The organism is Cellvibrio fibrivorans (assembly GCF_031457055.1).
Taxonomy (GTDB): domain Bacteria; phylum Pseudomonadota; class Gammaproteobacteria; order Pseudomonadales; family Cellvibrionaceae; genus Cellvibrio; species Cellvibrio fibrivorans.
Window position 1 is genome coordinate 134359 of sequence record NZ_JAVDVX010000005.1, and the last position, 12345, is coordinate 146703.

Annotated in this window: 11 protein-coding genes; 6 read left to right on the forward strand and 5 right to left on the reverse strand. The window is 45.5% G+C overall.

The genetic code is table 11. The annotated features are described in order from the left end of the window. Nucleotides 1–5: 5 nt before the first annotated feature. A complete protein-coding gene (locus J2X05_RS14000) occupies nucleotides 6–656 on the reverse strand; it encodes a class I SAM-dependent methyltransferase (protein ID WP_310073462.1) in 651 nt (216 codons plus the stop codon). Between the two features lie 235 nt (nucleotides 657–891). Here J2X05_RS14000 and J2X05_RS14005 point away from each other — a divergent pair, with 235 nt between their 5' ends. The 3 genes from J2X05_RS14005 to J2X05_RS14015 are packed head-to-tail and all read left to right on the forward strand — an operon-like array spanning nucleotide 892 to nucleotide 2692. After that, complete coding sequence (locus J2X05_RS14005; RefSeq protein ID WP_310073464.1) at nucleotides 892–1809, forward strand: polysaccharide deacetylase family protein; 918 nt, start codon at nucleotides 892–894, stop codon at nucleotides 1807–1809. A gap of 16 nt (nucleotides 1810–1825) precedes the next feature. Beyond that, nucleotides 1826–2038: a hypothetical protein gene (locus J2X05_RS14010; protein ID WP_310073466.1), complete on the forward strand. Its 213-nt coding sequence runs from the start codon at nucleotides 1826–1828 to the stop codon at nucleotides 2036–2038. 30 nt (nucleotides 2039–2068) lie between these two features. Next, nucleotides 2069–2692 carry an alpha/beta hydrolase gene (locus tag J2X05_RS14015; protein WP_310073468.1) on the forward strand — a complete coding sequence of 208 codons (624 nt, stop codon included), beginning with the start codon at nucleotides 2069–2071 and terminating at the stop codon, nucleotides 2690–2692. 56 nt (nucleotides 2693–2748) lie between these two features. On the opposite strand, the gene J2X05_RS14020 is transcribed toward J2X05_RS14015, so the two are convergent. The 3 genes from J2X05_RS14020 to J2X05_RS14030 are packed head-to-tail and all read right to left on the reverse strand — an operon-like array spanning nucleotide 2749 to nucleotide 6543. Then, nucleotides 2749–4191: an alpha/beta fold hydrolase gene (locus J2X05_RS14020; protein WP_310073470.1), complete on the reverse strand. Its 1443-nt coding sequence runs from the start codon at nucleotides 4189–4191 to the stop codon at nucleotides 2749–2751. Then, nucleotides 4188–4919: a TrmH family RNA methyltransferase gene (locus J2X05_RS14025; RefSeq protein WP_310073473.1), complete on the reverse strand. Its 732-nt coding sequence runs from the start codon at nucleotides 4917–4919 to the stop codon at nucleotides 4188–4190. Before J2X05_RS14025 ends, J2X05_RS14020 begins: the two co-directional genes overlap by 4 nt. A 4-nt stretch (nucleotides 4920–4923) precedes the next feature. Next, on the reverse strand, nucleotides 4924–6543 hold the full coding sequence (locus tag J2X05_RS14030; protein WP_310073475.1) for an NAD(P)/FAD-dependent oxidoreductase: 1620 nt from the start codon (nucleotides 6541–6543) through the stop codon (nucleotides 4924–4926). Between the two features lie 216 nt (nucleotides 6544–6759). On the opposite strand from J2X05_RS14030, the gene J2X05_RS14035 reads away from it, so the two are divergent. The 3 genes from J2X05_RS14035 to J2X05_RS14045 all read left to right on the forward strand — a co-directional run bounded on the left by J2X05_RS14035 (nucleotide 6760) and on the right by J2X05_RS14045 (nucleotide 10311). Then, nucleotides 6760–9261 (forward strand): esterase-like activity of phytase family protein, encoded by a 2502-nt coding sequence (locus J2X05_RS14035; protein WP_310073478.1) that lies wholly within the window; start codon nucleotides 6760–6762, stop codon nucleotides 9259–9261. A 122-nt stretch (nucleotides 9262–9383) separates the two neighbouring features. Next, a complete protein-coding gene (rlmE, locus tag J2X05_RS14040) occupies nucleotides 9384–10004 on the forward strand; it encodes a 23S rRNA (uridine(2552)-2'-O)-methyltransferase RlmE (RefSeq protein WP_310073480.1) in 621 nt (206 codons plus the stop codon). Between the two features lie 4 nt (nucleotides 10005–10008). Beyond that, nucleotides 10009–10311 (forward strand): hypothetical protein, encoded by a 303-nt coding sequence (locus tag J2X05_RS14045; RefSeq protein ID WP_310073482.1) that lies wholly within the window; start codon nucleotides 10009–10011, stop codon nucleotides 10309–10311. Between the two features lie 683 nt (nucleotides 10312–10994). On the opposite strand, the gene J2X05_RS14050 is transcribed toward J2X05_RS14045, so the two are convergent. Next, nucleotides 10995–11810: a polysaccharide deacetylase family protein gene (locus tag J2X05_RS14050; protein ID WP_310073483.1), complete on the reverse strand. Its 816-nt coding sequence runs from the start codon at nucleotides 11808–11810 to the stop codon at nucleotides 10995–10997. Nucleotides 11811–12345: the final 535 nt, after the last annotated feature.

The following is a 12345-nucleotide window of genomic DNA, read 5'->3' on the forward strand; positions in this document are numbered from 1 at the left end:
TAATTTTATCGGCTGTAGGTAAGAATTTGTCCGCTAAAGATTTGGCTGGTTTTAATCTCAATCTCTGGTTTGCGCTGGCTATGGGAATAGCCCAGTGAAACCATTTTTTTACTAAACTTTGCGTGATGCCCACGCCCCGGATCTACCAAAATAATATCGCAATGCGGTGCGGCATGTTGGTTAATAAACTCCGATAGTAAATCCACATGTTCGCTTTCGTATAAAAGATCGCTACCGATAATAACGTCAAACAAACCTAAATCACTAACTGGATCATCCCAGCCGGTGCGGATGAACGGAATAATTTTATCCTGATTAAGTTCTGCGTTTTCAATTAAAAAACCTTCCACTTCCGGGTGATAATCTGTTGCGGTGATGTTAGCCTCGCGGTGATTTAAGACCAGACTCGCCAGGGCAATTCCACAACCCACCTCCAGAATGCGCTTCTCGCCAATCGCATAATCCACCATCAATTGCGCCAACACTTCTCCCGATGGCCACACAATTCCGAAGAGCGGCCATGAGGCAGAAGAAATACCCAGCGCTTCAGCCTCGCCTTTATCATCAGAGAACTCCTGGTTGTCACGCAGGCTGCGGATGTGAATATCGGTAGAGCCAAATTCAATGGTTTGGTAGCGAACACGTAGCTTTGCCATAAAAGGCCTTTAGGAGAGAGGAGTGATACGAAGCGCGTATGTGTCGGGACCGCGTTGCTGCGTGTGTCCAACTATTGTACGCCTTAAGGGGGTGTAAAAATTGTATAATTTCGCAGCTTTGAACTTTCGAATATTCATGAGGTCAGTAAAAAACTGAACGAATGCAGGGCCACACTTTTTGTTCAATAAATACACTGTGTGACATCGGAATAAAATCTATAAAAATAGGATTTCTATGAAAAACGTATCACGTCATTTTTTGCTTATTTTATCGTTGCTGATTACCCCCGTCCTCGGCGCACGCGAGATTGCTTTCACCTTTGATGATGCACCAACACCAGATTCTGCCTTGATGACTGGAGAGGAGCGAACTAAACGACTGATTGATGTGTTGGTTGCAGCCAAAGTGCCAGATGCATTATTTTTTGTGAAAGCGGATTACATCAATAGCGACACTCAAAAACGCTTGGAACAATACGCTGCTGCTGGATTTCATTTAGCCAATCACAGCTATAGCCATAAATCGGCGAGCGAGCTGGGAACCCTGGATTACCCAACGGATGTCTACAAAGCCCATTTACTGCTGAAACCGCTAAAAAATTTCTTGCCTTATCATCGTTTCCCTTATTTGCATTACGGCAAGGATGTAGCGGCAATCACTTCAGTGCAGCAATCGCTCACAGAGCTTGGCTACAAAGATGGCTATGTCACTATTGATAATTTTGATTGGTACTTCAGTTCGCTGCTAACAAAAACAGCGGAAGAAAAAAAGACGATTGACTATGATGAAGCACGAAAACTCTATGTAGAGATGCTCTACGAATCTATTGAGTTTTACGATGCAATTGCTAAAAAATCGCTTGGCCGTTCGCCGCAGCATGTAATGCTATTACATGAAAATGATGCGGCTGCATTATTTGTCGGCGATCTGATTACGCATTTACGAAGAAAGGGTTGGAAAATTATCAGTCCACAGCAAGCATACCAGGATCCCATCGCACGCAATTTTCCGAATATTGCATTTCACAAACAGGGTAGAGTAGCCGCTATTGCTAATAGCAAAGGTGCCCCAGAGTCTGACTTGCGCCATGCATCAGAAAACACTGAATATATTGATAAAGCCTTCGCGGATGCAAAAATTATTGTTCAATAATCAAAGGAATTTCTACATGAGAAAAGTTTTTTTTGGTTTGTTTGTGTCATCAGTTTTGTTAACAAATGCTGCGTATGGTGAAGAGTTGTCAGCGTTTGAGTTGCCCTTGACTGAAGTAAAAAGTATCCATGCAGAAAGTAATAATAAAGATTATGAGTTATATATCCAATTACCTGCATCTTACAAAAATTTGGTTACTACGTATCCGCTAATCATCGTGAATGACTGACGTTTTGCCTTTCCGCTTGCTAGTGGTGCTATGCAGTTAATGGGAGATCGTGTCGTAAAAGAGGCGATAGTCGTTGGTGTTTCCTATTCCAAATGTGATGACTCAACGATTAGCCGAACTCGAGATTATACACCGACCTATTCCCCAAATGAGCCTAATGGCCACTCATCGGCAGCTCGAAAAGTATCGGGTCACGCCAAGGAATATACGGCTTTTTTAGCTGATCAGATTATTCCTCTTATGCAACAACATTATCGGGTAGATTTGAGTAATAAAATATTTGTTGGTCATTCCTTTGGTGGGTTGCTAGGTAGCTATATTCTGGTTAACCGGCCTGAAATATTTGACCACTATATTATCGGTAGCCCTTCGCTTTGGTACGATAACAAAGTAATTTTCGCAATGGAGAAAAAATACGCTGAAAAACATAAATCGTTAAAAGCACATGCGATGATTTATGTTGACGATAATGACGGTAACCTGAATGACAAGAAAATGGCTGAGGATGTATTAGCTTTTGAAAAAGCCTTACGTTCGCGCAATTATTCCGGGCTAAATTTGCAAGTAGAAATTATAAAAAACGAAAATCATCACAGTGTGTTTCCCGGTTTATTATCCCGTGGGTTGATGGCGGCGATTCCCCTGAAAAAGTAGATGCGTTCATCTCTCACTAATACGGTTGCAGCGGTTTACCGTTGCACCCGTTATTCTTAATACGTTGTGTTTTCCAGTTGCAGGTCGCTATGTAAATAGCGTGTATTACCAGCGCGGCTCACTGATAGTACCAGACGCGATCTGGCGTTTACTTTGAATGGTGTGTCTTTGGTTAGCTTTACACCTGCAAAATCAATGCGGGCCTGATCGAGGCTTACCAAGCCGTTAATGGTGCTGCCAGTCATCATCACTACTGATTTCTTAATCGTCAGTGATGTTTGTCCACTACTAAAGTGTGAATTTTGAATTTCTATTACTGAATCTATTGCGACTAATTCGTCAGCTACCACACCATCCAGTAAAACCCCGGTACATTCTGTTAGCGTAATGCGCGCGTATGAACCCTTGAGTGTTTCACCAGTAGAGTGGTTGCACTCGTAATTCTGTTTGGTGGAACTATTTTCCAGTGTAGTTTTTGATATTGATTTTGGTTGGGCATTTAAACTTGCTAATAACCACTGGGATACTTCTTTCGCATGGCTTGCCATAGGTACGTGACCAGCGCTTTCGATCACCGTCAGCTCACTGGTTGCCAGATTGGCAGCAAGTAATTGCCCCGTGCGCGGTGGTGCAACCAAATCTTTGCTGCCCCATAAAATAGCGACCGGTCTGGTTTGCTCAAATATTGCCGATGAAAAATCTTCTTCGCTCAAACTCAATGCCGCATTGATATTGGGATAACTTTGCAGTGTTGTTCCCCAAGCGATTTCACTTTTACCCAGCAGTGAAGTTGGATCCGGTAGGCGCAGCATTTTTTCAATCAGGTTGTTACTGAAATCCTGTAAGCCGACTGCGTAGGTCAACAAGGCGTTGGGGACAAAATCAGGGTTTACGGGGATGCGGTCTGTTGCACTGTGCTTTACAAAAGCTGTGCGCTGCAAAATTCCCGCGGCATCAATAAGGGCAATTTGGTCAATGTCAGCGGGATAGCGCTGGGCATAGCGCAACGTAACTGCACCGCCCATTGAGTGGCCAATTACACTAATAGGTTTGTTGCTGAAATAAGGTTTAACAAAATGCAACAGATCGGCGTAATAGGTGGGTGAAAGTTTTATTTTGGGACTAGGCGAATTGGCAAAGCCCGGTAGGTCGATCATTATTACACGGTAATGCTTTTCCAGTTCGGGCACTATGGATAACCAATCGCGCAGGCCGTTTTGCCCCAAGCCATGAACCAAGAGTATGACGGGGGCGTTGGTTTTTCCTGCATCAGCTAAAAAAATGCGTGTGCCATGGGTTTGTTCGCTTAACCAATAGCTGCGCCAGTGCGCAGGTAATTTATGCTCAGCTGCAACTGCAGTAATTAATTCAGATTTTGTTTGTGTCGTGGTGGGAGCCAGGGCGGTATCAATAATTGCGCCGAATTTATCTAAAAATCCGGCATGAGCTGAGTGTGCGCACAACATAACAGTGATCAAAGCAAAAATAGTACGAATCATTTGCGCATCAACTCATAAACACACATATTGACTGCTGAAGCTAAATTCAGTGATTCAATTGCACCGCAACCAGAAATAGTAAACGGCTGGGCGTGCATCGTTTGTAAATCTTCACGTGGTACACCGCGCGCTTCGTTGCCAAACACATAGCAGTCGAACTGTTTAAAGCTGCTATCGCTCAATACTTTACCATTCATATCCAAAGTGGCGATGGATTTAAAACGCGGTGCGATTGATTCAAGTGGTACATCCAATTCCATAGGCACATGAAAAATAGCACCCATACTGGAGCGGACTACTTTGGGATTATAAGGGTCGACCGAGCCGGGGCTGAGCAGGCAGCGTAAATTGCCGAACCAGGCGAGGCTGCGCAAAATAGTCCCGAGGTTGCCTGGGTCTTGCACTTCATGAAGATAAATAGCGCGTTCATTTTTGTTGGTAGCGTTGCTGTTGGATCGGATTGGCGCTACCGCAATAATTCCTTGCGGTGTTTTAGTATCTGATAGCTGCGCCATATGTTTTTCGCTAACCAGATTTTTTTTGAAACGGCTGGGAAAATTATGGTAAGTTTCAGTGACGAATAATTCGCACTCCTGAAAGGCGGTGTTTTGTTCAGCTGCTTTTTCCAATTCCAGAATTAGGTGCTCGCCTTCCACCAAAAAATAGCCGAACTCTGTCCGGTATTTTTTTTGGTGAAGTTTTTTAATGTCGTCGATTTTAAATTGCATTTTATTAACCTTGTAAATCGGCGAGCATGGCTTTAGCAACGGCTTCAGCGACTTTGATTCCGTCAACGCCTGCGGAAAGAATTCCTCCGGCATAACCCGCACCTTCACCTGCCGGGTACAAGCCGCGAGTATTTAAACTCTGCAGCGATTCATGTTCGCGCGTAATCCGCACAGGTGATGAAGTGCGGGTTTCAATCCCGGTGAGAATGGCATCATTGCGATCAAAGCCACGAATTTGTTTGCCGAATTCAGGCAGGGCTTCGCGAATCGCTTCGATAACATAATCGGGCAGTGAAGAGGCCAAATCGCCGAGTAATACACCGGGTTTATACGATGGTTCAACTTCTCCAAATTCAGTCGAGGCTTTACCGCGAATAAAATCGCCTACCAATTGCCCCGGCGCACAGTAATCTCTGCCGCCCAATTCAAACGCGTGGGACTCCAATTTTTCTTGCAGTTCGACACCGGCAAGTGGGCCACCGGGAAAATCTTCTTCCGGATTGATTCCTACTACAATACCTGCATTCGCATTGCGCTCATTGCGTGAGTATTGGCTCATGCCGTTAGTGACTACGCGATTGGGCTCCGAGGTTGCAGCAACCACAGTTCCACCGGGGCACATACAAAAACTGTAAACCGCGCGGCCATTTTTTGCGTGATAGACAACCTTGTAATCAGCAGCGCCGAGTTCCGGATGGCCGGCATATTTGCCGAGGCGTGCGTGATCGATGAGGGATTGTGGGTGTTCGATGCGAAAGCCCACTGCAAAGGGTTTTGCTTCCACATACACGCCGCGCTCATGCAGTTTACGAAAGGTATCACGCGAGCTATGGCCGAGAGCAAGTACTACATAACGGCTGCGCAATGTTTCCCCATCCGCTAGCGTCACACCTTCAATGCGGCCGTTCTCGATCACAAAGTCTGTCACTTTACTTTCAAAACGCACTTCACCGCCGAGGCTTTTAATTTCTTCGCGCATCGCCGCGACGACACCGGTTAAACGGAAGGTACCTATGTGCGGTTTGCTCACATACATAATTTCTTCCGGTGCACCAGCGCGTACAAATTCATACATGACTTTGCGGCCGTAAAATTTCGGATCTTTAATTTGGCTGTAGAGTTTTCCGTCGGAAAATAAACCTGCGCCGCCTTCGCCGAATTGCACGTTGGATTCTGGTGTTAAGACTTTATTGCGCCAGAGCGCCCAGGTGTCTTTGGTGCGACGGCGAACATCTTTGCCACGTTCCAGCACTATCGGTTTAAATCCCATTTGCGCGAGTGTCAGTGCCGCGAATAAACCGCAGGGGCCGAAACCAATAACAATTGGGCGCTCGTTTAAATCGGCAGGTGCTTCTGCGACGGGATAGTAATTGGTGTCGGGCGCGGGGCGAATATTTTTGTCGTCCGCAAAACGGCCGAGAATTTTTTCTTCGTTATTCGCTTGTAAATCGATGATGTAAACAAAGGTGATTTCGCTGTTCTTTTTGCGTGCATCGTAACTGCGTTTAAAAACGGTGAAATTGAGCAAATCAGCATCTTTGATTTTCAGACGCTTGACGATGGCAGTGCGCAGGGCTTCAGCGGGGTGATCCAATGGCAGTTGGAGTTCGGTAATGCGAATCATGAGGGCTCCTGGCCGGTGACTGTCCGGCAAAGGGGGGAATATCTAACGGATGGCGCGCATTTTACGCTGGTTTTGGGGGAACGGTCACGAATCTTGCCCTTTTTAGCCCACTTTTCTGTCATCAAAGCTTCATTTGGCTGCCATCGAATCGTCATAAAACCTCACCATCCTTCCTTGCTAGTGTCTTCTCAATCAACTTTTATCAAGGATAAGCCCATGCAATTTGCAAAGAAAATCCTACCTATATTAGTCGTCATGTCATTGCCTGTTTTGATGGTCGGCTGCGGTGGTGATGATGGTAAAAATGGTGCTAATGGCACTAACGGAACTAATGGTTCCAACGGCGCAAGCGGGACTGATGGTAAAACCAGTTTGATTAAACAATCCACTTTGCCGGCGGGCGATGCACAATGCTTCAGTGGCGGAGTGAAAATTGAATCGGGTATTGATGCGAATAGCGATAAAAATTTGCAAGCAACTGAAGTAACCCATACCACTTATCAATGCGATAAAACTGCGCTTAACAGCCAGATGAATTTTAATCGTGTCGCTACTTTTCCTGTGTGTTTGCAAATCAACGCAACCTGCAACACTAATGATGAAACCGCAGCAGAAATTGTGGCAGCTAGCAGCGATGGTATGACCTTGATTTACACCGATTCGTTTAAAAAACAAATCGGATTTGTGGATATCAGTAATCCATCGCTGCCAAAACCCAAGGGTGTTTTGGCGATGGGCGGTGAACCAACCTCGATTGCGGTAAAAGGTGGTCATGCGTTAGTAGCGGTAGATACTTCAGCCGATTTTGTTAATGCATCGGGTGATTTTGTGGTTGTTGATATCGCTACACAGGCGATTGTTCACCGAGCCAGCCTGGGCGGTCAGCCGGATTCAGTTGCTATTAGTCCCGACGGTAAATATGCGGCCATCGTTATAGAAAACCAACGCGATGAAGGCCTTAACGGCGGGCTTCCACCACAATTACCTGCGGGTAAATTAGTTGTCGTAGATTTGACGGCTGCTGCCCCCTCGAGCTGGACGCTGCGCGATGTAAATTTAACTGGCATCGCCACTTTGTATCCTGCAGACCCGGAGCCGGAATTTGTCGATATTAATGCTGACAATATCGCTGTGGTTACGTTACAAGAAAATAATCACATCGCGTTGGTGGATTTAGTAACAGCTACAGTAACTACGCATTTCACGGCGGGCACGGTCGATATGGTAAATGTTGACCTCACCGATAATCGCCCAGCGGTAATTAAGCCGATTGAAGTCAAAAATGCACAACTGCGTGAACCCGATGGCGTTACCTGGATTAATAAAGATTATTTCGCAACAGCAAACGAAGGTGATTTAAACGGCGGTAGCCGTGGTTTCACCGTATTTAATAAACAAGGCCAAGTGGTGTGGGATTCAGGCTCAACGCTGGATGATATGGCCATTCGCTTTGGTCATTACCAAGATCGTCGCTCGGATGCCAAAGGCAATGAGCCAGAAAATATTGAAATGGGTGTGTTCGGCGGCAACCGTTATTTATTTGTTAACTCTGAACGTTCCAGTGTGATTTTTGTTTACGATGTTGCTGATCCAACCAAGCCTGCTTTCAAACAAGTGTTACCGGCCAGTGCGGCACCCGAAGGTGGTTTGGCGATTCCCGCGCGCAATTTGTATGTGGTTGCATCGGAAAGCGATCTGCGCGGTGTAGCGATTCGCTCCGGCTTAAATATTTACAATTACAACCAGCAAGCTGCGCGTTATCCGACGGTGCAATCAGTGAATCGCCCGGATGGAAATCCAATTCCCTGGAGCGCCTTGTCAGCTTTGTCTAGCGATGTGAACAATCCTAATACCCTCTATTCAATCGAAGATAGTTTTTTTGGCCAGAATAGAATTTTCACTGTGGATGTGAGCAGCAAGCCTGCACTGATTATTGGCGAAACCAAAATCATGGACACCAATAATGTGTTTGCAAATTCAGGTGTGAATGCGCATTTGGCCAGCGTCACCAATGCGGAATTGGCGGCGATGATTAATGCGGATAAATCTGTGAATATCGACCCTGAAGGTTTGGCCAAAGCGGCCGATGGTGGCTTCTGGATCGCATCTGAAGGGTCAGGTGCGGCTGCCAGTGCGGTATCAATGAATTTGATTTTTAAAACCGATGCCTTTGGTGTGATTGAATCGGTGATTCATTTGCCTGCAGCAGTTAACGCACTACAAATCAATAACGGTTATGAAGGCATAGCGGAATACAACAACAGTTTGTATCTCGCGTTCCAGCGCGCATGGGCAGGCGAAGCAAATCCACGCATCGGGATTTATGATTTGGCTGCAAAAACCTGGAAGTTTGTCTACTACCCGCTCGATGCTTACAGCTCACAATTTGCGGGTGGTTGGGTAGGCTTGTCGGAAATTACGGCTATCGGCAATGGCGAGTTTATGGTGTTAGAGCGTGATAATCGCGGCGGCTTGGATGCCTCTATCAAACGCCTGTACAAAATTAATTTACAAGCAGTAACTGATGGCCAAACTATCACCAAGACACTGATTAAAGATATCAAGCCAGTATTAGGTGCAACGACGGGACCATTAATTGAGAAAGTTGAAGGTACCGCCCTGATGGCAAATGGCGATGTATACATGGTGACTGACAACGACGGTGTGAATGACCACAGCGGCGAGACCCAGCTGATTAATTTGGGCAAGCTGTTTTAACGGGCTGTTTCCTCGGTGTGACTTAAGGGAGCTTCGGCTCCCTTTTTTGTGGGGGCGTTTTTTGTTTTATGCTGTGCGACCGCTTACAATGGCCAAGTTTCCTAAGTTAATTAGAGTTATTCATGGCCAGATCCAAAAGCAGTAACCGTTGGTTGGAAGAACACGTCAACGATCCTTATGTCAAAAAAGCGCAGGTGGATGGCTATCGCGCGCGCGCGGCTTATAAGCTGCTCGAACTAAATGAAAAAGATAAATTGATTCGCCCCGGTATGATGGTGGTGGATTTGGGCTCGGCGCCGGGTAGTTGGTCGCAAATTGCGGGGCGTTTGGTGGGCGTGAAGGGCAGGGTAATTGCCTCGGATATTTTGCCGATGGATTCGCTGGAGCACGTGGATTTTATCCAGGGTGATTTCACCGAAGAAGAGGTGTTCAACCAGATCATGGAAAAACTCGGTAGCAATCGTGCCGATGTTGTTATCTCCGATATGGCGCCCAACATCAGCGGTGTGGATGCGGTGGATCAAGCATCGTCCGTGTACCTGGTGGAGCTTGCGCTGGATATGGCGCGCAGCGTGTTAAAACCCAAAGGGGATTTTGTCGCAAAAGTATTTCACGGTGAGGGCTACGACGATTACGTGAAAGAGGTGCGTACGTCATTTGAAAAAGTCGTGATCCGCAAACCTGATGCATCGCGCCCACGCTCACGTGAAGTTTATGTAGTGGGTAAGGGATTTAAAGGTTAACTCTATGACTCTAGGCTGGGTGATTGCGGGTACTATTGCTCAGCTTATGTTGGGTATGATGTCGTTTCTGATAGTTGCATTTTCGGCGGCGGGTATAGCAAACGAAAAAACACTGAATAAATTGCAGATGGCATGGTTAAATATCGCGCTTTATGTGTTACCCGCCAGTTGCTTTTTTAGTGCGGGATTCGTTGCCTGGTGCTATTATCAGGATGTAACAACCAGCGCGTACTACTGGTATTTATTGCCTGCCCCGTTTATCGGTTTTTATCTCATCTACGCTATTCGACTCAATTCAAAGAATTAATCTCTTTTCGTCGGAAAATTTTCCCCTGCTACTGATTGCGTTATAACGATGAAATACAATCTTGCGCAACCACTGCTTTAAAAAATGTAAAGCCTTCTTTTTTATCTTATTGCATCAAAGTGTTGCGCGATTCAGCCGATACATAGAAGGAACCTATGGAGGATGTTTGATGGAAGTCACCCTTGCCGGGATTAGCTTATTACTCTCCTCCGACCAGGCCACCATATGGTGACAATACACTCATCAAATAAGAAAACCGCTATGAATTGATTAATCACCACTTTGAATATTTCCCCAAGGAGTATCTGGATAAATTGGGTGGTAATTACACCTACGCTATTGAGTAAGAGCAGGGCAGCGCTAGCCGGATTTTATCCATGACCAATGAGCGCGTGAATAGTGTGTGGGGTGCAAAGGAAGCAAGCAAAAAAAAAAAATTAGCCAGTTTGTGAATTATAAATTAGTCGATCAGGATGATTATTCCTAAGGTGATCGCCGCGTGCAGGAATTTGCGGAGCTGTTAGCGAAGTGGCAAAGTCATAAACAAATGTTGGCTGTTGACGAGGTGTTGCAGTCTACTAAGGAAAATTTGTTTTTGAATATCTGCCGCAGTTAAATCGTTAGTGCAGCTCAATAGCAGGGAGCCAGTGCTCGCTGCTATCGACAGGATCGTGCAGTTTTTTTTATTGCGATTTTTGCTGTTGGGCTTTGACGTATTTCATAATGTTAACGAAGGTGTCCGTCCAATAAATATCTTTATTGGCTGCCAAATACTTTACTAATTCTTCGTGCGCTTCTTTGGACACCACCAAGTGATCGCCACCAATTCCGTGAAAGGTAAAGTTAGCCATGGTGCCTTTGGCTGCTGCTTCTTTCACAACAGCAATTAACTGCTCTCCGGTAACACCGTTCGGAAAATCAACGGGGACTACATAGGGATCCAGTGTTTTCATGTCGGGGGTGACACCACCAAAGCCCGCTTTAATGGCGACAAATTCACTCTTTAATCCATCGACATAATTACTGCCACTGGCTTTCAAATCGATGCAGGGTGGAGTGTAGGTGCGTTCAGTTTTGCCATCGATCGAGTGCAAAAACGCATTGGTCACTTTAACTTGATCCTGCATTTGAACGACGCTGACTTTATCCAGATCGCGATCTGCCGGTACCCATTCCCGCCCTGGGCTGCTTTTAGAGCATTGGTGAAAAATGCTGTGGTTTCCCAGTTCATGGCCTTTTTTAGCGGCAGCTCGCCAGTCAGAGAGGCGAGTCGTCAGTGTGGGGCTGACGACATTCAAATAGAAAGTGCCTTTGAGCTTGTATTTATTCAGCGTGGGAATCGCGTTATCGAGTTGGCTATCCAATGCGTCGTCATAGGCGAGATTCACTGCAGCTTTGGCGCCATTAGGCCAAGTGAAAGATTTTTCTGCTGCAAGACTCGCGTGGGTACCCAACGCCAAGCCGATGCCGATTAATAGGTAGGGGATTTTTATTGTCATTGTTGAGGTCTCTTGTTGATTGAATTATTAGGCTAGCAAAGATAGTCAGTTCTTACCTGTTTACCTATTGCATTTACATTTCTGCACAGAGGTTTCTGCATTCTTAATTGCTTTTGTTTTTTTCATTCAGAATATAAATCTGTTTAATCATTAGAAAAAAATATGAGCATTTGTTAATCAGTTCTCGGAAACCCAGTACAATTAAAATGAGAATGACAGCGCTGTCTTAATGAGTAAGACAAATAACAATAATAACATTAATGTATTTTTAAGCGACAAACGCTCTCCACTTTAGCAGTCATCAACACCTCAGTTTGCTGAGCAAATTCGAGTGCCAACTTATTCAACGCGTCATGTTTTTACATCGAATGTGAAGGGATCACAGGTGCGGCGACGGATTTAAGTGTAGCTGCACTTTGTTTGCCGACGGGCAGGCGACAGGAGTGTGCGGCATTGAATCGCCCTTTGCTAAAGGGTAAATCAACAATAACGAGGGGCATCCAGCCCTTTTTCCTGAATAATCAAGGAGACAATA

Bases quoted from the DNA above. Each gene is read 5' to 3' on its own strand.
- J2X05_RS14030 (WP_310073475.1), bottom strand. From the start codon at position 6,543: ATGATTCGCATTACCGAACTCCAACTGCCATTGGATCACCCCGCTGAA.
- J2X05_RS14045 (WP_310073482.1), top strand. From the start codon at position 10,009: ATGACTCTAGGCTGGGTGATTGCGGGTACTATTGCTCAGCTTATGTTG.
- J2X05_RS14050 (WP_310073483.1), bottom strand. From the start codon at position 11,810: ATGACAATAAAAATCCCCTACCTATTAATCGGCATCGGCTTGGCGTTG.
- J2X05_RS14010 (WP_310073466.1), top strand. From the start codon at position 1,826: ATGAGAAAAGTTTTTTTTGGTTTGTTTGTGTCATCAGTTTTGTTAACA.
- rlmE (WP_310073480.1), top strand. From the start codon at position 9,384: ATGGCCAGATCCAAAAGCAGTAACCGTTGGTTGGAAGAACACGTCAAC.
- J2X05_RS14035 (WP_310073478.1), top strand. From the start codon at position 6,760: ATGCAATTTGCAAAGAAAATCCTACCTATATTAGTCGTCATGTCATTG.
- J2X05_RS14005 (WP_310073464.1), top strand. From the start codon at position 892: ATGAAAAACGTATCACGTCATTTTTTGCTTATTTTATCGTTGCTGATT.
- J2X05_RS14000 (WP_310073462.1), bottom strand. From the start codon at position 656: ATGGCAAAGCTACGTGTTCGCTACCAAACCATTGAATTTGGCTCTACC.
- J2X05_RS14020 (WP_310073470.1), bottom strand. From the start codon at position 4,191: ATGATTCGTACTATTTTTGCTTTGATCACTGTTATGTTGTGCGCACAC.
- J2X05_RS14025 (WP_310073473.1), bottom strand. From the start codon at position 4,919: ATGCAATTTAAAATCGACGACATTAAAAAACTTCACCAAAAAAAATAC.
- J2X05_RS14015 (WP_310073468.1), top strand. From the start codon at position 2,069: ATGCAGTTAATGGGAGATCGTGTCGTAAAAGAGGCGATAGTCGTTGGT.